Here is a 22,559-nt window from a genome sequence, read left to right as displayed (position 1 = left end):
GCGCAAAACGTAGACGACCGCCTCGAACACTTGTCGTGCCGGCTTGGGCGGCCGCCCCGCCCCCGCCTTGCGCACGTACGCCTTGTCCGCGCTGCGCTCGCGCACCGGAATCAACGGCTCGACGCGCCGCCAAAATTCATCGGTCACCACCCACGATTCGACTCGCTTGCGTGTCGCCATTCCTTCGCCCTGGCGCCGTGTTAGCTACGGCTCGGAGCAGCAGTATACTATTTACGGATAACTTCTAAGTCAATTGGAAGCATTTGCGTGTACTGCCCGGCTTGGAACGGTGCATGCAGCGGCAAAACATCTCAATCTAACCCAGCCGGCGATATCGAATCGAATCAAAGATCTGGAAGACCAGATGTCGATCAAGTTATTCGAGCGTCAGAATCAGCGTCTGCTGGTGACGCAAGCGGGGAGAAATGCCCTGGTCTATGCTGAGAGAGTCTTGGCATCTGCCCAAGACATGGCGCGCCTGGATCTGAGCGACTCGATCAGTGGCCTGATCCGCATCGGGGTCGATGAGTCATGCTCCATCGTCGGCATGCCGCAGATCCTCAAAGACCTGAAAGAGACACACCCCAGCCTTCGCGTGGACCTGACCGTCGGCGGTGGCGCAGCACTGCTTGAAATGATCCATAACAACGAACTCGACATCGCGTTGCATACCGGCCGTAGCGATCAAGCCAATGTGACGAGTTTGTTTTTGGGGTGGACTGAGCACCAATGGATTGCGTCCAAGGATGTCGTGATGATTCCAGGCCATTTCACGCCGGAGCACGCAATGGCTTACCGCATCGTGTCCAATTCCCCGCCATCCACGCTCAACGATTCGATGACAAAGTGGCTGCAATCCGGAGGGTTCGAGACTGAGGAGTACAGCCGGTGCAACTCCCTGTCTCTGATGCTCGCGCTGGTCTTGTCGGGCCATGCGATTGCGGTCTTGCCTGTATCCATTGCGAGGGGCTATCTAGAGTCAGCTGCATTGCACGTGCTGGACGCCAAACCTCCCTTGCCGGCGGTGGCCTACTACTTGTCTTATCCGGCGCACCACCATAGCGAAACGACCGCTCGCATTCGGGATATTGCACAGCGAAATCTCGCCCTGACCAGGTTCTTTCTCCCAGAGTGAAGAACCCCGAGCAAATTGCTTGTTTTTAGCGGGGCAGTTGGATGGACCACCTCTACGCTATACCGGGAGCATGCATATCCAGGCGATATCGGTAGGCCGCCACTTCGACCAATTCGCCGTAAGCCCCAAAAGACACTTCCAGATTGTTTGCAATTCGCTCAGCAGCAAGAACGCTTGAGCTCTCGACGATGATGTAGGAATCTTCGCTGCCGACATACGGGACGTCCGTCATGAGCGGCTTCGACAGATCTGCATTACCTTCGACGAAGTGAATTGAGGTAACGCCTGGCTTTTCGAGCAAGGCCAGGAAATTTCGCAACCCCGGCATCATCCGCGCATCCTTCTGTGGTCGCAAGCGAATAAGCGTTACCGCGGCACCTCGGGCGAAACCCTGGCTCTCGACGAGTTGCCCAACGACACGGGTGGGTCGAATGAAACGGGGAATGTGATGTTTGGACCAATCCGTTTGATTCGCCAGTACTTCTTTATAGGGCGCGCTATCCAGCACCTCGAAGTTTACGGTGTTATAGATCTGCAAATACCTGGCCGACGAATCGACAGCCTCATATCGCCGGGCATCCAGAAATCCGGGAATTCCGACGCGTTCCGGCAGATGTTCCTTGTCGAACCACTCATTAAAATCAGCATCTTCATCTGGAAGAACCTGCATCGACGAAATTAAAATACCACTGCCTGGCAACATCATATTTATTCTCACTTTAAAAATAGAACCGAAGATAGCGAGTCAATCGATCTGGATGTTTGCATCCACGATGACCTTTTCCCACTTCACCCGGTCTCTTTTGATCGTGTCGGCGAGCCGCTGAGGTGTGCCGCCTTCGATTTCCATACCCAACCCCACCAATCTCTCGCGATTTTCCGTTTCATTCAAGATTTCATTGATGTCCTGATTCAGTCGGGCAACAATGGGAGCAGGCGTCCGGGCTGGCGCAACCAACGCGAACCAATGTAGGAGCTCGAAGTTACTGTAGCCACTGGACTCTGAGACAGTGGGCAGCCCTGGGTATGCAGGGGAGCGCTTGGCGGTTGTAATTGCCAAGGCCTTCATTTTCCCCGCCTTGGCCATCGGGATCGACTCAGGACCGATTGCCATCATCATGGCGACTTGGCCCGACATCAAGTCCTGCATAGCGGGTGCACCACCTCTGTAGGGTACATGGGTGATATCGACGGCCGCGATGCGTTTGTACAGTTCCATTCCGAGATGGCTTGGATTGCCCGCGCCGCTCGATGCATAGTTAAGGCGATTCGGTGATGATTTGAGGTAAGCCGTCAATTCATCGAATGACTTCACAGGAAGGCTGGGATTCACCATGACGATGCTAGGCAGGGTGACCAGCATCGCTACTGGCGCAAAATCTTTTTCAGCCTCATACGCGAGCCTGCCCCTGTATAAAGTAGGGTTGACGGACAGACCTGCCGTCGATGCCAGTAAGAGCGTATAGCCATCAGCTGGTGATTTCGCAACATAGCTTGCCGCGATTTGTTCTGTCGCACCCGGCTTGTTTTCAATAAGGACGGGCTGCTTTAGTCTCTTGGAAAGTTGCTGCCCGAGAAATCTGGCAACCGTATCTGAGGCGCCTCCGGGCGGATAAGGAACAATGATGCGAACAGGTTTTTCAGGGAAATTGGCAGCCTGCGTAACCGCAGGCACGATCAAAGATACGACACAGATAATCTTTAAAAAAGCAATCTTCATATGCATCCGATTTGATAAATGAAATTGCATCATACGAAGTTAGTTTCGTTATAAAAAGTCAAAAATCCGTATTAATAAGCATCAGAAAAATCTATCAACTCCATCGAAATGGAAGGATGCGCGGATGTGGTGTCGCCGGTCAACATCAGCGCTTCGCCGCAAGACGGGCTCGATGCGCGTGCACCGGATGTGGCGCAGTCGCGTGCGGCATCCGGCATACGGGAAGTTCGTTAGGCTTGGGCGGACCGCCTGTCCCAAGACCCGGACGCGCTGTTTGCCGAACTGCTGACGTTCCCGCAGCAGGAGCTGATATCTTTGTTGGCCGTGTGCGTAGCTTTGACGGTCGGCGCTGTGAGTTCACGGGAGGGTGATACGCCCCGCCGCACTGCTTGCTCAGGCTGTGGGGCTGAACATGCACGATTGGTGGACCCCCACCGCTGCGGGCTACTTCGCGCACGTTTCCAAGGCCAAGATGCTGGAAGCGGTGCAGGTGTTCGTGCCGGAGCAGGTCAACCGGCTGGCCAAGCTCAAGAAGGCAGAACTTGCCAGCGAGGCCGAAGGGCTGGTGGCAGAAACGAGGTGGCTGCCGGTGATGTTCAGGGGCGTGGAAGAACCCCGTCACTGAGGTGTCGGCAGTTGAAGTGGGCCGGGGTTTTGGCCAAATCGGCGCGACGCGCGCGGCAGGTACGCGGCGCGCGTTTTAATTTCAGCCATCGCATCCCCCAGCGTTGCCCCGGTGGGGCATTCGCCGTGAACAGCGGCGTCAAGCCAGCTACGCTGGAGAACGCCTGATTGGGTTGGTCGTGCGGTTCATCCGAACGAGGATCGAGCACCGTTTCGGCCACCCCGCTTTGCGCTGGGTTCGCCGGAACGGATGAACTTCGGCAACCTATCCACCCAATCCTCATGAACCATCAAGGCGTCAGTGAAATATTCTTTGAAGAAACCTACAGCGTGCCGCCAGAGCAAACGGCACGGGCATTGTTTTCCCGGCTTCCGCATGGAAGCGGCTATGCAGAAAGGCTGATCGAATGCCTGGCGACCGGATACCTGGTGGCAGTGGTTGAGTCCATCTGCATCCGTGAGATGCAGCGGCATGTGGACACCGCCTCAGAAGTCGTGGTGGGCCGTACGGTCCGCATGGAGCACAAGGGGCCGATTCCGCCCGGATCAGCGCTGAAGCTGAGAGGGTGGGTGGAGCAGTTGGGCGAGCGAAGTGCGACGTTTTGCGTTCAGGCGTCCGATGATCACGAAGTCGTTTGCGAGAGCTCCGTCACATTGGTGGCCGCGCAACGGGCATCCATGGAGTCTCGCATTGCTGCGAAAGTTGGGGCGCTTGTGACGAACCCTGATGGGAATCTTCCTGGCGGCGCACGCGGCACGGATGCCGCGCGCGTTTGGACTTCCAGCAGCCATGACCCTGAATCTTTCTAATCACGCCCCGCCGCAGGGGCGGTGCATCGTAGTGCGACTGTCTTTGCTGCGCCAGTTTGTGCAATATCGCCCTGTCCTCAAAGATATCGGGCTGGCCGCCATGAATGATGGCGAGTCACCTATAGGTCATCCACCATGCCCAGGCACTGCGACGCCGCGGTCAATCGAGACTACGTCGACGCGGGGACGCGCCTTCGCTCGTGTATGCGGAAGCGATTTTGTTTTGAAGGGTGCCTGCCAATGAAGTTGCTGTGCGGGGGGCCGAGGCCATGTGTCCTTTCGGGGCAGGATCACACCCACGGCGGCCTTGTATTTGTCGTGAATCCTGGCGCGGGCACGGCTTCGCCTCGGGCTTGTTCGCTGCAACCGTCCGGCCCAAACAATTTCCCCGGCACTCCCCTGCGGTCCTTGCCTTCCTCGCGAAACAAATTCTTTGGGCCTACCGGTCCTTCACTGCGTTGCGGCCTCATCGCTTTGCTCTGCGGTGCAGCGCGCCCGGACCCGCGCCCATCGGATCACGCCAAGGCCGCGATGGTCGCGACCTGGTTAACTTCTAAAAAGGACTTCATCATGTCAAACATCGGCAATTTCACCGCACAGAAAGACAGCTTCAGCGGCACGGTTCGCACCCTGACGCTTAACGTCAAGGTAAAAATCGTTCCGAACACCAAGGAAAGCGATAACGCCCCGGACTACCGCATCGTTGCCGGTACTTTCGAGATCGGCGCGGCGTGGAAGAAAGTCAGCAAGTCGGATCGGCCCTACCTGTCGGCGACCTTGGATGATCCGTCGTTCCCGGCGACCATCTATGCCCGGCTGGTTGAAGCCGAGGACGGCACGCACAACCTGATCTGGTCGCGCAGCAAGGGCGACTGAGCGTCGCCCTCAACGCCCCGCCCCTGCGGCGGGGCGCTTTAACGTTCGTGAATGGCCCGCCGTTTGTTGCGGGCTTTTTTACGTTTGACCTGTTTTGCTGATTTACGGGTTTGTGGATGTACGGCTTGACGCAGATAAGTAAACCCGGATTCGTGTATGGGCGTAAAGCCGCTTTTACGAATGTACGGCTCTGCGGGGTTACGCAGATGCGTGAAGGCGGTTTCGTGCATTTGAAGTTTTGAGTAAAGACGCATTGCAGGATTTACGGATGTCCGTGCGTCCCCGGCAAGCCGGGTCGCGCTGTCGTGCTGCGCATCGAGCCACCGATGGCGTCTCGCCCCTTCGGGCTTCCATCCCTGACGCCTGCGCGCTTCGCTTGCCCTCAAGGGGACCGGCTACCAGCCCGTCCCCGCCGCGCGGTGCTTGGCGCCCCTGGAAGTCCGCCGAACAGGCTGTGCCTGATCGGCCTTCGATTTCGACACATGGATGCCGGACTGCCTTGGGGCGATGCGCATTCTCCGGTGTTCATGGTGCGCATTCCTGTTTTACCTGGCCGTATCCCGACCGGACAAGCCGCGCAGCTTGGCGCACGCCGCACGCCCGTCAACCCCCAGCCCGCACCGACCGAGTCAGGGGTGTGACGGCCGCGCTATGCGCGTACGCCTGGATCGCAGCGCTCCGATCGGGAGCGTCCATTTCAAGGAGTTGCGATCATGAACCTTATTTCCGACGAACTACGTGCGCAGTTGCTGGACAACGGCCGACAATCCCTCGCAGGCGAGGGCTTTGACCCACTGCCAGTGGTCAAGTTGTTCACGCCCGATGCGGGTGCGACCTGGCTGCTGACCGAAATTGATCCTGACGATGAAGACCATATGTTCGGACTGTGCGACTTGGGTCTTGGCTTTCCTGAGCTGGGCTATGTGAGCCTGGCCGAGCTGATGAGCGTGCGGGGACGGCTGGGCCTTCTGGTTGAGCGGGATCTGCACTTCAAGGCAGACAAGCCGATCAGCGTCTATGCACGGGAAGCCCGGATGGCGGGCCGCATCGTGGCGTAGGTGTCGCAGGCATCAACCGCCGGTTGGCGATTGATGCCATTCCGCCGGAAGCCTGGCTTCCGTCTCAAGCATCAGCTCGCCAGCGCTGCGGCCCAAGGCCCTGGCGATCTTGAGCACCAGGGCCAGCGTGGGCATGTGCTCACCACGTTCGATCTTGCCCATGTGCGAGCGTTCGATGCCCGCCAGATGCGCCAGCGTTTCCTGGGCGATGCCGTCTTCGGTCCTGGTGGCGCGCACCGCAGCCCCGAACGCCAGAGCGGGCGCGGACTCAAAGGTCGTCGCGCCTGTCGGCCTTCCTCGCTGGATTACACGCTTCTGCATGGGCAGGAGCGTCGGTGTTTAGAACAATTTAAACCACGTTATATTTAACTCTTTTGCTTTGAATGCAAACCTCCATTAGAGTTAGAGTGTTCAGGGCGGTTCTAGAAAAATAATATTCTGTTACGGATGCGCCATGACCTTCCTTACTGAGCTCCAGCGCTCGCAAATGCTGGCCAATGGTGCAGCCCGCGCACGTGGCGAAGCCATCGATCCGTATCCCGTCGTCAAGCTCCACACCCTGGATGCCGGTGCCGTCTGGCTGCTGGTGAGCCTGGACGCGGATGGCGATCAAGCCTATGGGCTGTGCGATGCGGGAACCGGATTCCCAGAGCTGGGGACTGTAAGCTTGTCCGCATTGGAAGGTGTACACGGGCCGCGCGGCATGCGCATCGTGGCCGATACGCATTTCAAACCACGCCAATCGCTGTCGGCTTATGCGGCCGAGGCGATGCGGGACGGATCGATCAACGACTGAGCTATGGTGATCATTGCGCTCACAAGTTTCACCTTGTGTTACCCAAGCCGGCTTAAATTTTGACGTAACTCGTGGCACTCTTCCTGAAAATTCGAAAGGGAGCCATCGCAATGACGATCCAACACGACTCTGCCGACTTCTCCGCGCGTTGGCGCGCGGCAGCAGCCTACCTCTACACGCTGGACCTGGACGGTCCCGCGCTGGCATGGGAATATCTGAGACGCCACGCGGGCTACCGGGCCGACTGGCTCAGCGATCAACGCAGCGCTTCACGCAGTTCAGCGTCTCACTGGGGGTTGAAGAGTAGCCGAGGACCCACGGCTCGATGCTCGCCAGGCACACCCACGTTGGACAGCAGCGGCTGACGCGCTGCTGCATGTGCGTGCGGCTTTCACGCACGATTCAACCGCTAGTTTGGCCTTCGACTTCTGGAGGATTCCTGGTCGCAAGAGCCTGTCGCATGCAGGCCTGCAACTGAATCTCACAGCGGAGCACGGAGCGAACCGTTTGCGGGCCTCGCTGTCCACTGAGCTGGAGGAGGGCGCAGCCTATGGCTTGACTGTGCCCCTCGATGCCCACCTGCGCACGCGATTGACTGGTTACCAGGCCCAGGCCAATGCCATTCAGGGGCAATGGCCTCCAGTGGCCGCCAAAAAAGTTACCCGTGCTTCCTTGCTGCATCTGCACGCCCTGCAAGCGCTCGATGCATCACAGGCGGGCGCTCACCACCGCGACATTGCCGGAGCGCTGTTCGGCGCTGACGCGGTGCGCAAGCGCTGGACAGCTGATAGTGAGCTGCGTGCGCAGGTTCGTCACCTCCTGACCCGTGCAGAGGGTTTGATGCGTGGCGGCTATCTGGCCTTGGCAGGAGTGCGCCAGCAGCCCACCAGCGCCCCCGGAGACGAACCCGCTCGCTGAATCTCTCCCTTCGCAGTTGGCCAGGCTTTCCTGAGACTCCCTTCATCTGGCGGCATTTCGCTGCCAGGCGACAACCGTCGATGGAGTCCTTCATGGCAACTGCGAATTCCCTGCCTTTGCGTTCCTTACCTGCGGCTGCGCAGCCGCCCGCTGCAACGCCCGGTAACCCCGAGTTCCTGACCAATGACGAGGCCGCAGCCTTTTTGCGCCTCTCGCCACGCACGCTGGAGAAGCAGCGCGTTCTCGGTGGTGGCCCGCGCTACCGAAAGTTCGGCGCTCGTGTGCTCTACGCGGTTGGTGACCTGCGCACCTGGGCCGATGGCCGTGCCTACGGCATGACCTCCGATCCCGGCAGCCCTCAGCGGGCTTCGGTGCGCTGATCCAGTGCCAGATTCACGAACTCGCGAACGGATTGGCAGCCATGGTCAAGCCCTTGAGTGAACGCGAACAGCTGATGCTGTTCCGCGCACTGCCGGGCGGCGACATGGCCCCGCGCGACGCGCAGGACCTGATGGCCTACCCGTTCTTTTCGCTGGCCAAGTCCCGCCGGGTGGTGCCAATACGCTTCGAGGCCGGGGGTGTCACCCTGACGGTCGAAGGTGTACCGGAACATGGCATTGCCACGATCTGGGATGCCGACGTGCTGATCTGGGCGGCCAGCCACATCGTGCAGGCGCGGGACCGGGGTTTGCGCACTTCGCGCCTGATGGCCGCAACGCCGCATGAAATCCTCACCTTTGTACAGCGCGGCACGGGCTTTAAGGACTACCTGATGCTCAAAGCCGCATTGGATCGGCTGCAGTCCACCACGGTCGCAACATCTATCCGCCAGCCCGCAGGGCGGCGCATGCACCGCTTCTCATGGATCAATGAATGGAAAGAGCTGCCCGGAACTCGTGGCCGGGCCTACGGCATCGAGCTGATTCTGGCTGACTGGTTTTATGCCGGGGTAATGGATGACGCTTTGGTTCTGACCTTGGACCCTGCGTACTTCAAGCTCACCGGTGGATTCGAGCGCTGGCTTTACCGCCTGGTGCGCAAGCACGGCGGCCGACAGGTGGAGGGCTGGCGCTTCAACCTGCGCCACCTGCACCTGAAGTCGGGCAGCTTGCAGCGCTACGCCGACTTTGCCGTTCAGTTGCGGCGGCTGGTGCATCGGCAGTCGCTGCCTGGCTACTGGCTGTCCCTTGAGCACGTCGGCAGCACGGATTGGCTCAGATTCCGCAGCTGGTCGCGCCCACCCCGGTCCAACTTATCCACACCCGCTGGTGAAAAGCTTGTGGACAAGCTGTGTCCGAACTCGGGAATCACCCGCACGGCATTCGGGGAATCGCCCGCAAACGACACGGGTAATCACACGTGCGCATCGGCCGCCAGCCCACGCCCAGCAACGGTTTCGGGCCTCCTTAACTTATCTAACTAAAGACATAACCATGGATAAAAGAGGAAACACCCCTGCCCAAAAAACGGGCAGTGCTTCATCCGAAGCTCCAGAAAACCGTCGACCAGGAGAAGAAACACAAGCCGCAACTCGGTCCGGCAAGGTGATCGCGCTGCTCAACCAGAAGGGCGGGGCAGGCAAGACCACGCTGGCCACGCACCTCGCGGGGGAGTTCGCCATGCAAGGGCAGCGCGTGACACTGCTGGATGCCGACCCGCAGGGGTCTGCGCTGGACTGGGCGCAGAGAAGGGCGCAAAGCGGCCAGAACCGCCTGTACGGCGTGTTTGGCCTGGCGAGGGATTCGCTGCACCAAGAGGCGCCGCAGATCGCCTTGCAGGCCGATTTCGTCGTGATCGATGGTCCGCCCCGGGTGGCGGCCCTGGCGCGCTCCGCGCTGCTGGCCGCCGACCTGGTGCTGATTCCGGTGCAGCCCAGCGCTTATGACGTCTGGGTCAGCCATGAGATGGTGCAGCTCATTACCGAGGCGCGGGTGTTCCGGCCGCAGCTGCGCGCGGCCTTCGTGATCAACCGGCGTGTCGTGGGCACGGTGATCGGGCGGGAGGCGCGTGCGGCGCTGGCCGATCAGCCGTTTCCTGCGCTGCAGGTGGAGGTTTCGCAGCGCATCGTGTTTGCCGACAGCGTAGCGGCGGGTCGGTTGGCGTTCGAGGTGGCGCCGCATTGCGCGGCCGCACGCGAGATCGCTGCGCTGGCGCAGGCGGTGCGGGAGATGCTGCCATGACCAAGCCACAGGCGTTCACTGCGCAACGGCGGGCCCCGATCGATCCCAGGCCCGGTGCCGATCCGGCTTCGGCTTGGGTGCGGCGGGCCGAGGCCGTCATGGCCGTCACCAAGGCGTCGATCTACACCGCACGGCTCACCATCGATGTCACGCCTGTGCTGCGTGGGCGCATCAAGGTGGTGGCGTTCCGGCGGGGTGTGACCACCGTCGAGATGCAGCGGGAACTGCTGGAGCGTGAGTTTCCGGAGGGGACGTCATGATGCAGCCAGGATTTCAAGCAGCTTTGTCGGTGATGCGACCTGGGCGGATGGCGCCCAAGCCCACCTCCATGCGTGTTTCGCTGGCGTTTGTCGCGCAAAGGGTAAACGTGTGGTTGCGCTTCGGCAGGCCGGTGCGCGAGACCGTGCTGGACCGCTGGCGGCGCATTGCGGTGTTTGCACCTGGCGCGGTCTGCTGTCGCGTGAAGTGGTTCGCCAACGACTACGGCACGGCGCTCTGGCAGTTGATGGTGCTGCAGGCACCTATGCCACTCGGCGGCGCGCAGCGCATCGCTGGCGTGTTTCCGGGCGCACGCATCCTGCTGCGGGCTGAAGGCGAACTGCAGGTCAAGGCAGTGCTCGCGGCGATTGATGCCATCGAGCAGTTGGGCATCGATCCGTGTACCGCGGCCGTGATGTATTGGCGCACGGTTGGCAACCGGCTGGCTGCGCGCCAGCCGCTGCCCGAGTACACGCCCGAGCGGCATGCGGCGCATCTTGCGCGCGGAGCGCTGCAATGAAGCGGGCCGCCGTGATTTTCTGCATGGACCTCGGCCTGGCGGCCTTGCTCATGCCGTTGGCCATCCCACACTGTGTGTCCCTCGTCTACAACCCCAGCGACAGTGTGCCGCGCGGTTGGTACCGTATTGGGCCCGCCGACTCGCTGCAGGCCGGCAGCATCGTGCTGGCCCGACTTCCCGCACAGGCGGCTGCGCTGGCGGCGCAGCGCGGTTACCTGCCAGCTGGCATCCCCTTGCTCAAGCGCGTTGGCGCCGTGGCGCTGCAACGGGTGTGCGTGGATGGCGCATCGGTGCGCATCGACGACGTGGCGGTGGCCGCCGTGATGCTTGCCGATGGGCGGGGTCGTGCATTGTCTGTCTGGTCGCAGTGCCGACGCCTGGCGCTGGGTGAACTGTTTCTCTTGAGCAGCACGAACCTGGCGTCGTTCGACAGCCGGTACTTCGGCCCCATCTTGGCATCCAACGTGATCGGTCGTGCGCAGCCGATTTGGACCTGGGGTGCGCCATGAACTTGCGTTCTACCGTGCATATGTCCTGTCGCCAGCGTGCAGCCCTCGCTGCACTGGCGCCGCCCGTCCGGCAGCGTGGCACACCCTGTGTGCGGCTGGCGCGGTGTCGGAGCCGGGACCCCGGGGAGCCGGTGAAGACAGAGGGCAAGATAAAAGGGTCGGCACGTACCCGGCCGCAAAGCCAGTCTGCACGTGGGTTGGGCACGGCACGCCGGCTTGCAGCCTGTGTGCCGTCACAGAACGCAAACCCGCAGGGCATCACGGTTGGCCGCGTGCCGTCTTGGATGCGGTTCGCTGCGTCGCGCTGGAGCTTGTGCCATGGTCACACGTGACGATGACCGTTTCAGGGTTAAGCCAGGTGCGTCCAGGGGCGGTTCTGGTGCGGGTAATGGACAACGGGCGCAGCGCTTCGTCTCGCAGGTGTTGAAGCAGGTATCGAAGTCCGGTGCCAAGGCTTCTGGCGCGGGTGGTGCTAGGCCTGCATCGACATTCGGACGAGGGCGCGTCGCAGCGGGCAGGGCGGGCCAAACCCTTGCGGTAACTGCTCGGCGTGTGGTCATCAAGTCTCGCTATGTCGTACTGAAGAAGGCGGGCGCCAAATCTGTTTCGACGCACCTGCGTTATATCGAACGTGATGGCGTGACGCGCGATGGAGAGAAGGGGCAGGCCTACGGGCCGGAGACCGATACGGCTGACCTCAAGGCCTTCGAGGAACGCGGCAAGGGCGACCGCCACCAGTTCCGCTTCATCGTCTCGGTGGAAGATGCCGGGGAGCTGGAAGACCTGCGCGGTTACACGCGTGAGTTCATGCAGCGCATGACCACTGACCTGGAAACCCGGCTGGAATGGGTGGCTGTTGACCACTGGGATACCGACAATCCGCACACGCACATTGTGTTGCGCGGGCGCGCAGGGGAGGGCAGAGGAAAAGGCCAGGATCTGGTGATTTCGCCGGACTACATGGCGCACGGGATGCGCATGCGGGCCAGCGAGTTGGCAACCGAATGGCTGGGGCCGCGTACCGAGCTGGAGATCCGGCAGGGATTGCTGCGGGAGGTGGAACAAGAGAGGCTGACGAGCCTGGACCGGGCACTGTTGCGGCAGGCCACCGTGGATATTGTGGACTTGACCCAGCAACCCAAAGATCGACAGCGGCAAACTCATCTTCGTGCCCGGTTAAAACGGTTGGAGGCGATGGAGCTGGTGGAGCGCGTGGATGCGAACCGATGGAAGATGTCTCCAAAGATGGAGCAGACGCTGACAGCGATGGGCGAGCGTGGCGACATCCTGCGCACGATGCACAAGGCCTTGCAGGGGCAGCAGCGAGAGTTGGTTTTGGAAACCGAGTTGGCAACACCTGTCCTTGGTCGTATCGCCGCCAAGGGTCTGGCCGACGAGTTGCATGACCGAGCCTATCTGGTGGTGGATGGCATTGATGGCCGTGCGCATTATGTTCGCCTGCCGATCAGCACTGACCTGGCCGATCTGCCGGTGGGTGGCATAGTGGAAGTGCAAGCCGTTGGAGGGGAGCGGACGGTGGACCGGAATATCGCAGGTGTTGCGCGCGAGGGTCTTTATCGCACCGCTGACCATCTTGTGCAGCTTCGACAGGAAGGGAATCAAGACCCGCAAACTGTGGTCGATGTCCATGTTCGCCGGCTCGAAGCGCTGCGCCGGACTGGGGTCGTGGAACGCATGGCTGAAGGTGTTTGGCGCGTACCGCCTGACTTTTTGTCGCGCGCTCATGCGCACGATGTGCAACGGGTCGCAGGCGTTACCACCCTGCTGCGGTCGCACTTGTCTATCGAGCAGCAAGTACTCTCCCCGGGCGCAACATGGCTAGATCATCAAATGGTGGGGGATGCCAAGGGCCTGTCGGCGCTGGGCTTCGGTGCCCATGTGCGGGGTGCGTTGCTGGACCGGATGGGATTCCTCGTCGAGCAGGGCTTGGCCGAGCGGCGCGGTCAGCAAGTGGTTTTAGTGCGCAACTTGCTATCAACCTTGCGTGACCTGGAACTGGCCGAGGTGGGCAAAGTGATCCAGCAACAGACCGGACTAATCCATCGCCCGTTGCGCGGTGGCGAGCGCGCAGACGGCGTCTACCGCCGTTCAGTTCAACTCGCCAGCGGGCGCTTCGCGATGCTGGACGATGGCATGGGTTTTAGTCTGGTCCCGTGGCGGCCTGTGGTGGAGCAGCGCTTGGGACAGCAAGTCTCTGCCATGGTACGTGGATCATCGGTTACTTGGGGGCTGGGGCGGCAGCACGGACGTTAAGGGCGCGCACGCGTCCAGACTCATTGAATCATGGCGGGTAGCCAGGCTGGCTCAGCGTCTGCATGAGACGGAAAATCGATGATCGACGACAGCCAGTTTGCATAAAAACCGACCTCTGATAGCCCCGTTTAGGGAACGTTTAGGGAAGGTCTTTCATAATCGCAACAACTGGTTGTTCGCAGGCTCCCTGCGGGCGGGGCAGCGTGCGGCGGCGGTGATGAGTTTGATTCAGAGCGCCAAGCTCAATGGGCATGATCCGTATGCCTATTTGAAAGATGTGCTGGCTCGCCTGCCTACGCACAAGAACAGCCAGATCGAAGAATTGTTGCCGCATCGCTGGCAGCCCCCCCAGACTTAACTGCGATCTCGTGCCATCAAGGCGCCAGCGCCGTCTACACGTGTTCCCCATCCGCTTACGCGACAGCACACTAGACTGGTTCTGTTTCAGCCCTCAAATTACAAACGCATGGGCGTTTGAGGGAAACCCCCGAAATGTGTGCAAGTAACGGCAGCCGCGTCCCTTCCGGCTTCGAGGCATTCCTGAAGACCTCCACCGGCGAGTCGCATGGCGATGAAGCCCGCAATGAATGTGTCTCCAGCTCCCGTCGTGTCGGAAACCTCGATGGGCAGTATCCCGGTCTCGACCACGATGGAGCCGTCCGTCGCGAGGCTCCCAATCGCTCCTCGCGTGACCACCGCGAGTGCGGCACCCTGTGCCAAATATCCATTCGCGATGTCAATTGCGGCATGCGGATCGGAACCGGCGGAGCCGAAGGCGATCGCCAGCCCATCGGCGCCTGGATTGACGGTGATGTCCTGGGATACGCTGACGCCAGCGGTACCAAGCCGACGCTTCAGTTCTCCGCCGTCGTCCAGCCAGCCGATGTGGACATGGCGCATCGCGAGCAGGACTTTGACATCCGCTTCGGTCGGTCGATATGTCCGGCAAACGCCGAATTCCTCGAACGTGATGATGCGATCTCCGGCCTCGTCGATGTCAAGATTGGTATAGGCGGTAACGCCATCATTGACTTGGACGTGGTCTAGGTTAAGGCCGTTCTTCCTGAAGTAATCCAGCATACGGCGGCCGTCGTCATCCGGCCCAACAGCACCGAAATAAGCGGTATGCAGGCCATGCTTTCGAAGATGGACCGCGACATTGACGGCGTTGCCGCCGATTGCCGCGAGCCCAACCGGGGGCAGGTATCGATCGATGCAGTTGTCGCCGACCGTCGCGACTTCAAAATCCGGCATTGACTTGCTCCTAGAGATGGATGTCCGCTGCCGTATAAATTGGCGAGGGACATGAGGTAAATTAATACGCGACGCGCTTGTGGTACCGACGCATTACCGGCGGGTGATCGTGCATGACTCCCAGATGCGCGATCACCCGCTCCAGCACAGTGACGATACCGATCAGGCAGGCAAGGGCGCGAATGCATCGACAAGTTTCGAAAAATTCGGACACGAGCTGGATGAGAGCAAGAGATTGAATAGCTGTTTCGCCTGCGTTTCGCTCAGCAAGCCCGTCGTGCATGCGGTGAACTTGGCGAGCAACGCCTCGTCGCCCAGTGGATTGCCCGCGCTGCCCGGAACCGCTTCGCAGAACGCCTCGACACGCCTGCCGTCCCGAAGGACGAGCGCCACGCGACACGAGACGGAAATGCCGCTTGGTCCCCTGGGCAGCCCAGAATCATGGACCGCTTCGACACGCTCCATCATCTCGTGCACGGCAGGATCAGCCAAAGTTGCATCGTTAAATTCGCTGATCCCGACCCGACCTAAAACGGCCGCTGCCGCCAGCGCGAACGGCAGGCTGAACTTGGCCTCGACCGGCGTTCGAGGTCGGTTGTAGATTAGGATGCCGAAGACCCCTGGATCGATATTGCATATGATGCGTTCGACATCGGCGGCCTTGACGTGGTGCGTGGCGGCAAGCCCAAGCACACCCCAGATGGCGGTATGCGAGGCCGTGCAGCAGGGGTAGGACTTGATGACCATTCCGCCGGCAGAGAACCCGTAGGGCTTGCCGAAGCCGCTGATGACGGTTTCCAGGCGCGACAAGTCGCCGCCCTGGAGCGCGACGTAGCCCCTTGGACCCAACAGGCTGCCAGCTGCGGACTGAAGACCCGCTGCGGCGCATTCGGCCGCGAAAATGCCGTTGGCAACGGCCTGGCCGACCTGCAGCGGTTTGGCATGACTGCCAAAATTGCTGCGGATGCCGCTCGCGGAGGAGGCCGCCATGCCAAGTGCGTTCCGCATGGCTTCAACGTCAAGACCGAGAAGGCGCCCGGCAGAGGCGCACGCAGCAAAAGTTCCAAGTGTCGCTGTCGCATGCCACCCGTGCAGGTAGTGGCCCGGGTTGATCAATCTGCCGATGGACATGGCCAACTCGGTACCCAAGAGATAAGCGTGGAGGACTGCCTCGCCCGGGATCCCTGGCCGACTGTCGCCGATGACCGCTGCCGCCGTCATCGCCGTCACCGTGAGATGGGCCATGGTGATGTCGGTTTCGTCGTCGTCGAAATCGTGCCAATGCGCTGCATAGCCGTTGACCAAACCAGCATCGCGCAACGATAGCCGCCGCTTCGTTCCCCATATCCTGGCCGATCCAACTGCGCTGTTGGTATCCTGGCAAAGCGCGGCAAGGGCACCGACCGATCGCTCTTCGGCTGCAGCGAGCGTCACCCCGACCAGATCGGCGAAATGCCGCGCAGCCCTTGCCATCTCTACCTCGGAGAAGGTTGGAGCCGCACCGCAGACTATCTCAGCGAGAAGACGTTCATGATCTATAAAATGCTGTTGCATCGGTTTGGCCTTTAGGGGTTGGTAAGGTCGATCGGTTTGTCCGCAACTGGCGCAGYGTTCGACTTGCGACTGGTTGACGACTGCTTTGCATGGGGTTTTGCAAAATGGTTCTCGAACACACGCCCGGCGTGTGAATCAGCCAGCACTGCAGGAAATAAATGACGTGAATGAAGCCGTAGACAACGAATGCTGGACTGCCGCCACGCGAGATCGTCGTCTGGACGGCGACGCCGCCTGTGCCGAGGAAACAGATGTTCTCGAAATCTTGCCCGATCAGCGATAAAAAAGATTTGGTCAATCTCAGGCACCAGCCCCACCGCGCCGAATGACAAATAACAGTTCTTGTCAAAATTAGGCATCGACGACGTGCGGTTACGAGCGCTTACTCCATCCAGGCGCCACCGCTGACAGTCAGCGAGATGCCGGTCATGAAATTTCCTTGGGGCGATGCGAGAAAGCCGATGACGCCTGCGACATCTTCCGGGGTTTCCAACCGACCAAGGGGGGTGTCCTTGATGTAGAGCTCTTGCACCTGTTCGCTCGTCAGGCCCCGCAATTTCATTTCCCAGGCGATTTCGCGTTCCTGCATCGACGTGCGCACATACCCGGGGCAGACCGCATTGACTGTAATGCCATCAGGGGACAGTTCGCTGGCCATTGCCTGCGTCAGACCGACAACGGCGAACTTGGAGGCGATGTAGTGGGCAAGATACGGTGCCTTGCCCGTCTTGCCCGCCACACTTGCCATGTTGATGATCTTGCCGCGCAGACCGTTCTCGCGCCGATCCTGCTTGAGCATCTGCCTTGCTATTGCCCTGCTACAGAGAAAAGTGCCCTTGGCATTGACCTCGAAATTGAAGTTCCACTCGTTCTCGGTAATGTCGACAAAACGCTGCATGGTGCTGACACCGGCATTGTTGCACCAGATGTCAATCCTGCCATGGCTGGACAGGACTCGGGAAAGCGCCGAGTCGATCGAAGTAGCGTCGGTCACATCCAGAGCCTCTGCCGACGTCTGGATGGTTGATTTCCTGATTTCATCGGCAGCGCGCTCAGCCTTGTCCGCATCGCGATCGGTGACGACGACATGCGCGCCAAGCTCGCCCAGACGCGCCGCGATGGCGCGGCCAATACCTTCGCCTGCGCCCGTAACCACTGCAACCTGATTGTTCAATGGTTGTGAATCCTTAGTCATTCTGAACTCTTTCCATATAGTTGTATTGCCAAGTTTCGGCACATCATTGAGCACTCCTTGGCTGCACCGCCAAACTTCGACGATCGATGTAGTTATCGCCGACCGCCGCGACTTCGAAACCGGGCATTGACTTACTTCTAGAGATGAATTTCCGTCGCCGTATGAATCGGCGACGGACATGAGGCGAATCAATAAGCGACGCGCTTATAGTAGCGGCGCGTTACCAGTGGGTGATTGCGCATGACTTCGAGATGCGCGCTCACTCGCTCCAGCACGGTGGCGAGAACAATCGGCGAGGCAAGGGCACGAACTTCGTCCGAAATTCCGGGGAGGACGAATTCCTTGCTATCGAGGACGGTCAGCTTGTCGGTGTAGCTCGGCACAAAATTCTCAACGCGTTCGGCCAGCGGACGATATGCATCCTCTCCCTTGAAAAGCACGACGCTGACGCCTTTTTCGACAAGCTCAAGCGTGCCATGGAAAAAGTCTGACGCATGGACCGGACGAGTGCGAATCCACTGCATTTCTTCCAGGATGCAGGTGCCGTAATACAGGGCCGCAGGCCAAGTATTGCCGCCGCCGGTGAAGATATGGTAGTCGGATGCCGCGATGCGGGCGGCGAAGGCCTCCGCCTTGGGTTCGAACGCACGCTTCACTTCCAACAGCAACTTCGGCAGACGCTTCAATTCCCAGACAATGGAGTCATAGTTGTCGATTTCTTTCCGGAATTTCATGATCGACAGCGCCACAAGCAGCGACTGGAGATAAAAGGATTCGCAGGACGTATCGTCTTCCGCAAAATTGATGAAGACATGGTCACCGCCTTTGCCCAGGGGGGTTTCCCCGTGCCCCACGAAAGTGAGGACGGTTGCCCCGATCTCCTTGAGTTTGGCGAGCATTGCGACGCTCTCCTTCGTCGTGCCGGAAAGTGATGGCATGACAACGATCGATTTGTTCGTCAGGTTCACGGAGTCGGTAAGAACCAGTTCAGATGGGTAGTCGATGAAGGCGGGGAATTTCGAGTGACGCTGCAGCTGCTGGTAGGCGGGCTGCATCAGGTAGGCAACGCCGCCGGTTCCCAGAAAGAGGATGTTTTCTGCTCCGGCGTTTAGCGCGGAGGCGATGGTGTTGTCGATTCGTTCGGCCAGGGCCACGGCACCCGATTGGATGCGCAGGAAGCGGGGTTCGTCAAAATTGAGCATGGCAGGTTCTTTCAAGTTGGAAGGTTATGAAAATCAGGCGACTATGGTTTGAATCGCTTTACGGAGACACTCGTTGGCGAGATCGACACCGCGCAGACGGGTCGTGACGAGATCGATGTCCTGGGCGCGCTTTGTCGCCAGGAACGCCAGCATGCGCCGGACTTCGGACGGTGCGGTGCCACCCGGCGTCGTGCGAGCATGGACGGATCGCACCGGATCGAGGCAATCGCGGACGAACTCTGGCGTAATCGCCAGCGGGCGACCGAGCTCTTTCACGGCGGACGCGTTGATCGTCTCGACCGTCATTCCGCCGGCATCGAGACCGGCATCGATCGCACGTTGCACCGCGCCGCCGACGACGTGATGCGCTTCGCGAAAGGACAGGCCGCATTCACGCACCAGTCCGTCGGCAAGATCGGTTGCGGTAGAGAAGTTCTCGTAGCATCTTTGCTCTAACCGTCCCTTCTTCACATCGACGCATTCGAAGACTAGCCTGAGAAGCTCCATCGCATCGACGAAAAGCGCCAATGACGGCCAGGCATCCACGATCCCTTCGCGGGTCGAGTCTAGGCCGATGGAATAATTGCTGCCTTTGATGTTCGCCAACGTACCGCTTAGCGCGCCAATGCTGCGTCCGGCGGCCGCGCGGAAATATTCCAGCGCGAACATGTTCTTCTTTTGGGGCATGATGCTTGAGGTGCCCGCAATTCGGTCCGGGAAGGAGATGGTCGCGAATTCGTGGGTGCAGAACACATACATGTCTTGTGCGACACGGCTCAGCATCGACAGCGCGCTGGTGGAAGTCCACAAGAGCTCGGTCACGAAATCCCGCGACGCCACTGCTTCAAGGCACGGGCTCGCCAACCCATCAAACCCTAGGAGGTCCGAGACTCGGCTACGGTCGACGTTGAAGCTGGTGCCGGCCAAGGCGGCTGCGCCGAGGCTCGACAGGTTGATGCGCCCATAGACCGCGGCAATCTTGTCATGCTCTCGGGACAGGGCCGACGCGACGTTGGTGAGGAAGTAGCCGAAGGTTATCGGCTGCGCCGGCTGGAGATGGGTATAGCCCGGCATGATGCTTTCGGCGTGTTCAGCCGCTTTTGCCTCGCAGGCGGCGCGGGCGCGGTTCAGGCCTTCCATCATCCTTAGGCACAGGGAGCGGGTCCTCATCCTGTCGAGAGTCGCTCCGAGGTCGTTGCGGCTGCGTCCGGTGTGCAGGAAACCGGCATCTTCTCCCGCAATGGCCGCGAGGCGATTTTCAAAGGCAAAGTAACTGTCCTCGAACTGGGGATCGAGGTCCATCGCTTCGACGCCCTCTGCGCGTATCCGAGCCATGGCTTTCAGTATCGATCGTCCCACCGAGCGGTCGATCAGGCCCTGTTCGACCAGCATCACGGCATGGGCCTCGTTCAGCTGGAGCAGCGCATCCAGCGCCTGGTTGTCGAACCCGGCCATTGCCGGCCGGTAGATGACATCGGCCAATTCTTTGGCGGCGCGTTCGGTAAGGCGGGAACTGACCGCGTTTTTCGTCTCATCACTCATAATCAAAGTCTCCACTCTGGCACGCGGACGTGCGTGCTCGATAAAATCAAGTTGCTGTCGATTGTGTTGACTGGATGCGTACTCGCTGCGCAGGTTATCTTTCCGTGCGTTCGCAGAGGCGCTCATGTGGAATAGCGCGCGCGAGTTCGCGACCAGGCGCCTAAGGATTACCAGCAGGTATAACCGCCATCGACCACGAGGATGCTGCCGGTCACATAGCTTGCCGCGTCACTGGCGAGATACAGCATGGCGAAGGCGATCTCTTCCGGCTTGGCCAAGCGACCCATCGGTGTATTACGCTCCCAGATGGGCAGCCAGCCGGAATTGGTGATGGCATCCTTCGTCATATCCGTCATGACGAAGCCGGGTGCCACGGCGTTAACGCGGATCTTTTGTGGGGCGAGCTCGACCGCCATCGACTTGATCATCTGATGCACGGCAGCCTTGCTGGCGTTGTAATGCGCCTGCGGCTGCGGACGGTCGACGATAAGGCCGGAGTTTGAGCCGATCGATACGATGCTGCCGCCACCAGTTTCGACCATGCCCTTCGCCACGGCCTGTGCAATGAAGAATTGGGCATTGACGTTGACGTTCATCACGTTCTGCCATTCCTGCGGGGAGATCTTCAGGAAGTCCGTATTGGGGCCGATGCCGATGCAGTTCATCAGAACATGTGTCGGACCGAAATCACGGCCAATGTCCTGAACCACCGCCTCGGCCTTCGTCCAGTCGCACAAATCCGCGCCGTAGAAGCGGACTTTCTTGCCGGACACTTCAGCCAGCCGCTTCGCCGAGGCTTCGCCCTGCTGCTCGAGAATATCGATGATCGCGACATTGGCGCCTGCATGTACGCACAATTCCGCTACGGCAAGACCAATGCCTCGGGCAGCGCCCGTGACGATGACGGTTTGGCCATCGAGGCGAAATCTATCCATTGGGTTCGTCATGGTATCTCCTATATCCAGTATGTTCATAAGGTTGCCTAATATCAGGCGTCGTGACAGTGGAAGACTGTTCCCGAAGCCCGTTTCCTGCTCCGGAAGACAAAATGTTGGCCGTTACTGGCGGCCGGATCAGCTGCTTTGCTGCAGGAACTCGAGCTCATACGGTGATCACGTTCGTCAGACCGCGGAGAGGTGCCAAACCCGATGAGCTTGCTTCCTTGCCCGTTATCAATGCCGTCACGGAACCAAGACCATCGATGACGCCAAGCGAATTGCGCCCGAGCTTGCTGTGATCTGCGAGAACAAACACCTCGCGGGCCGCGCGCATCATGATCTGCTTCACCATAGCCTCTTCGATATCCGGCACCGTCATGATGCCCGTGTGTTCGATTCCGTCGACACCCATGAAGAGGCGGTCGCAGCGGATTGATTCGAAGAACTTCGCGGCCACCTGACCGACCGCGGCTACGGGTCCCCGGCGCAGAGCCCCTCCGCAAATATGCAGGTCGATCTGCCGTCCATCGATCAAATCGGTTGCGACATTCAATGCGTTCGTCACAACGGTGAGGCGGCGATCCCTGAGCAGACGGGCGAAATGACCGGTCGTCGTTCCGGAATCGATGATGATCGTGTCTCCGTCCTGAACGAGTTCAGCCGCACGCTCGGCGATCCGCTTCTTTTCGGCAACAAATTGGGTGGCCTTGGCCGCAAACGACAGTTCGAAAAATGCCGTCTCCTTCAGCCTGGCACCGCCATGCGTGCGAATAAGCTGGTCTTCCTTTTCAAGCTCAGACAGGTCGCGCCGGATGGTCATTTCGGAGACGCCGAACCGCTTGCAAAGCTCGTCGATACTGCCCGTGCCGACTTCACCGAGATACTCAAGCAAAGTCTTCTGACGGTCGCTGCGTTTGTCGCTCATGTTTACTTATCCCAAGTCACTAATGTGTTTGATTCAAACAAAACTTAACTTTCTTGAAAAGATTGTTTAATGTTTAATTGTGACATAAATCGAACATTAGGTCAAGTAAGCATCAGAGGTTTGCGATTGCCGGGCGAGGGGGGCGTTCGACGCCGATGCGGCCGCGGCAATATCTCGAACCCGGCAGCGGCGCGAGGGCGCATGTTTTTGGGGTGGAGCAGTGATTGCTTCGGATACGCTTTCCATAGAACAGGCTGCGGCTCCGCTGAAT

26 protein-coding genes and 4 pseudogenes are annotated in these 22,559 nt (G+C 59.9%); 18 read left to right on the top strand and 12 right to left on the bottom strand.

The annotated features are described in order from the left end of the window. Positions 1–180: pseudogene (locus AC1DUB_RS02015) on the bottom strand (IS5/IS1182 family transposase); the annotation flags it as partial. Positions 181–253: 73 nt separating this feature from the next. Between AC1DUB_RS02015 and AC1DUB_RS02010 the strand changes: the two are divergent. Further along, on the top strand, positions 254–1,135 hold the full coding sequence (locus AC1DUB_RS02010) for a LysR family transcriptional regulator (protein ID WP_477728074.1): 882 nt from the start codon (positions 254–256) through the stop codon (positions 1,133–1,135). Positions 1,136–1,187: 52 nt separating this feature from the next. Here the strand turns inward: AC1DUB_RS02010 and AC1DUB_RS02005 are convergent, their stop codons facing one another. Continuing rightward, complete coding sequence (locus AC1DUB_RS02005) at positions 1,188–1,841, bottom strand: hypothetical protein (RefSeq protein ID WP_477728073.1); 654 nt, start codon at positions 1,839–1,841, stop codon at positions 1,188–1,190. Positions 1,842–1,880: 39 nt separating this feature from the next. Further along, positions 1,881–2,888: a Bug family tripartite tricarboxylate transporter substrate binding protein gene (locus AC1DUB_RS02000; RefSeq protein WP_477728072.1), complete on the bottom strand. Its 1,008-nt coding sequence runs from the start codon at positions 2,886–2,888 to the stop codon at positions 1,881–1,883. 379 nt (positions 2,889–3,267) lie between these two features. Here AC1DUB_RS02000 and AC1DUB_RS01995 point away from each other — a divergent pair, with 379 nt between their 5' ends. The 3 genes from AC1DUB_RS01995 to AC1DUB_RS01985 all read left to right on the top strand — a co-directional run bounded on the left by AC1DUB_RS01995 (position 3,268) and on the right by AC1DUB_RS01985 (position 5,165). Further along, complete coding sequence (locus tag AC1DUB_RS01995; protein ID WP_477728071.1) at positions 3,268–3,480, top strand: hypothetical protein; 213 nt, start codon at positions 3,268–3,270, stop codon at positions 3,478–3,480. 281 nt (positions 3,481–3,761) lie between these two features. Beyond that, positions 3,762–4,289 (top strand): thioesterase family protein, encoded by a 528-nt coding sequence (locus AC1DUB_RS01990; protein WP_477728070.1) that lies wholly within the window; start codon positions 3,762–3,764, stop codon positions 4,287–4,289. Between the two features lie 570 nt (positions 4,290–4,859). Next, positions 4,860–5,165, top strand: coding sequence for a DUF736 domain-containing protein (locus AC1DUB_RS01985; protein WP_477728069.1), 306 nt, complete (start codon positions 4,860–4,862; stop codon positions 5,163–5,165). Positions 5,166–5,203: 38 nt separating this feature from the next. On the opposite strand, the gene AC1DUB_RS01980 is transcribed toward AC1DUB_RS01985, so the two are convergent. Next, positions 5,204–5,395 (bottom strand): hypothetical protein, encoded by a 192-nt coding sequence (locus AC1DUB_RS01980; protein WP_477728068.1) that lies wholly within the window; start codon positions 5,393–5,395, stop codon positions 5,204–5,206. Between the two features lie 252 nt (positions 5,396–5,647). Here AC1DUB_RS01980 and AC1DUB_RS01975 point away from each other — a divergent pair, with 252 nt between their 5' ends. After that, positions 5,648–5,806, top strand: a complete 159-nt coding sequence (locus AC1DUB_RS01975; protein WP_477728067.1) for a hypothetical protein — start codon at positions 5,648–5,650, stop codon at positions 5,804–5,806. Positions 5,807–5,878: 72 nt separating this feature from the next. Continuing rightward, the gene (locus AC1DUB_RS01970; RefSeq protein ID WP_477728066.1) at positions 5,879–6,223 is read left to right on the top strand and encodes a DUF2958 domain-containing protein; all 345 of its coding nucleotides are present in this window, start codon (positions 5,879–5,881) and stop codon (positions 6,221–6,223) included. A 12-nt stretch (positions 6,224–6,235) separates the two neighbouring features. Here the strand turns inward: AC1DUB_RS01970 and AC1DUB_RS01965 are convergent, their stop codons facing one another. Next, positions 6,236–6,544, bottom strand: coding sequence for a helix-turn-helix domain-containing protein (locus AC1DUB_RS01965; RefSeq protein ID WP_477728065.1), 309 nt, complete (start codon positions 6,542–6,544; stop codon positions 6,236–6,238). Between the two features lie 133 nt (positions 6,545–6,677). Between AC1DUB_RS01965 and AC1DUB_RS01960 the strand changes: the two genes are divergently transcribed. From AC1DUB_RS01960 to AC1DUB_RS01905, 12 genes and pseudogenes are all read left to right on the top strand, one after another. Further along, positions 6,678–7,019 carry a DUF2958 domain-containing protein gene (locus tag AC1DUB_RS01960; RefSeq protein ID WP_477728064.1) on the top strand — a complete coding sequence of 114 codons (342 nt, stop codon included), beginning with the start codon at positions 6,678–6,680 and terminating at the stop codon, positions 7,017–7,019. Between the two features lie 110 nt (positions 7,020–7,129). Then, the gene (locus tag AC1DUB_RS01955) at positions 7,130–7,384 is read left to right on the top strand and encodes a transcriptional regulator domain-containing protein (protein ID WP_477728063.1); all 255 of its coding nucleotides are present in this window, start codon (positions 7,130–7,132) and stop codon (positions 7,382–7,384) included. Positions 7,385–7,397: 13 nt separating this feature from the next. Continuing rightward, positions 7,398–7,472 (top strand): annotated as a pseudogene (locus tag AC1DUB_RS01950) (hypothetical protein); the annotation flags it as partial. Between the two features lie 108 nt (positions 7,473–7,580). Continuing rightward, complete coding sequence (locus AC1DUB_RS01945) at positions 7,581–7,937, top strand: DNA -binding domain-containing protein (protein WP_477728091.1); 357 nt, start codon at positions 7,581–7,583, stop codon at positions 7,935–7,937. Between the two features lie 92 nt (positions 7,938–8,029). Beyond that, the gene (locus AC1DUB_RS01940; protein ID WP_477728062.1) at positions 8,030–8,317 is read left to right on the top strand and encodes a helix-turn-helix transcriptional regulator; all 288 of its coding nucleotides are present in this window, start codon (positions 8,030–8,032) and stop codon (positions 8,315–8,317) included. Positions 8,318–8,358: 41 nt separating this feature from the next. After that, positions 8,359–9,162, top strand: a pseudogene (locus tag AC1DUB_RS01935) (replication initiator protein A); the annotation flags it as partial. A gap of 208 nt (positions 9,163–9,370) precedes the next feature. After that, positions 9,371–10,117, top strand: a complete 747-nt coding sequence (gene parA / locus AC1DUB_RS01930; protein ID WP_477728061.1) for a ParA family partition ATPase — start codon at positions 9,371–9,373, stop codon at positions 10,115–10,117. After that, positions 10,114–10,377: a chromosome partitioning protein ParB gene (locus tag AC1DUB_RS01925; RefSeq protein WP_477728060.1), complete on the top strand. Its 264-nt coding sequence runs from the start codon at positions 10,114–10,116 to the stop codon at positions 10,375–10,377. The genes parA and AC1DUB_RS01925 overlap by 4 nt, the downstream gene beginning before the upstream one ends. A gap of 47 nt (positions 10,378–10,424) precedes the next feature. Next, positions 10,425–10,895, top strand: coding sequence for a DUF2840 domain-containing protein (locus AC1DUB_RS01920; RefSeq protein WP_477728090.1), 471 nt, complete (start codon positions 10,425–10,427; stop codon positions 10,893–10,895). Then, positions 10,892–11,404 (top strand): S26 family signal peptidase, encoded by a 513-nt coding sequence (locus AC1DUB_RS01915; RefSeq protein WP_477728059.1) that lies wholly within the window; start codon positions 10,892–10,894, stop codon positions 11,402–11,404. The genes AC1DUB_RS01920 and AC1DUB_RS01915 overlap by 4 nt, the downstream gene beginning before the upstream one ends. A 318-nt stretch (positions 11,405–11,722) precedes the next feature. After that, positions 11,723–13,678, top strand: a complete 1,956-nt coding sequence (locus AC1DUB_RS01910; protein ID WP_477728058.1) for a DUF3363 domain-containing protein — start codon at positions 11,723–11,725, stop codon at positions 13,676–13,678. A 160-nt stretch (positions 13,679–13,838) separates the two neighbouring features. Continuing rightward, positions 13,839–14,036, top strand: a pseudogene (locus AC1DUB_RS01905) (transposase domain-containing protein); the annotation flags it as partial. Between the two features lie 98 nt (positions 14,037–14,134). Here the strand turns inward: AC1DUB_RS01905 and AC1DUB_RS01900 are convergent. The 7 genes from AC1DUB_RS01900 to AC1DUB_RS01870 form a co-directional block, all read right to left on the bottom strand. Beyond that, positions 14,135–14,932, bottom strand: a complete 798-nt coding sequence (locus AC1DUB_RS01900) for a PfkB family carbohydrate kinase (protein WP_477728057.1) — start codon at positions 14,930–14,932, stop codon at positions 14,135–14,137. A gap of 162 nt (positions 14,933–15,094) precedes the next feature. Next, positions 15,095–16,486: an MmgE/PrpD family protein gene (locus AC1DUB_RS01895; protein WP_477728056.1), complete on the bottom strand. Its 1,392-nt coding sequence runs from the start codon at positions 16,484–16,486 to the stop codon at positions 15,095–15,097. 382 nt (positions 16,487–16,868) lie between these two features. Further along, positions 16,869–17,681, bottom strand: coding sequence for an SDR family NAD(P)-dependent oxidoreductase (locus AC1DUB_RS01890; RefSeq protein ID WP_477728055.1), 813 nt, complete (start codon positions 17,679–17,681; stop codon positions 16,869–16,871). A 188-nt stretch (positions 17,682–17,869) separates the two neighbouring features. After that, on the bottom strand, positions 17,870–18,883 hold the full coding sequence (locus AC1DUB_RS01885) for an SIS domain-containing protein (RefSeq protein WP_477728054.1): 1,014 nt from the start codon (positions 18,881–18,883) through the stop codon (positions 17,870–17,872). 33 nt (positions 18,884–18,916) lie between these two features. Next, on the bottom strand, positions 18,917–20,425 hold the full coding sequence (gene argH, locus AC1DUB_RS01880; protein WP_477728053.1) for an argininosuccinate lyase: 1,509 nt from the start codon (positions 20,423–20,425) through the stop codon (positions 18,917–18,919). Positions 20,426–20,592: 167 nt separating this feature from the next. Beyond that, positions 20,593–21,372 (bottom strand): glucose 1-dehydrogenase, encoded by a 780-nt coding sequence (locus tag AC1DUB_RS01875; RefSeq protein ID WP_477728052.1) that lies wholly within the window; start codon positions 21,370–21,372, stop codon positions 20,593–20,595. Positions 21,373–21,526: 154 nt separating this feature from the next. Continuing rightward, positions 21,527–22,288, bottom strand: a complete 762-nt coding sequence (locus AC1DUB_RS01870; RefSeq protein WP_477728051.1) for a DeoR/GlpR family DNA-binding transcription regulator — start codon at positions 22,286–22,288, stop codon at positions 21,527–21,529. Positions 22,289–22,559 lie beyond the last annotated feature (271 nt).

Source organism: Polaromonas sp. P4_F9, assembly GCF_056401235.1.
Note: the sequence above shows the minus strand (reverse complement) of the source record. Positions and strands in the feature narration are given on the sequence as shown.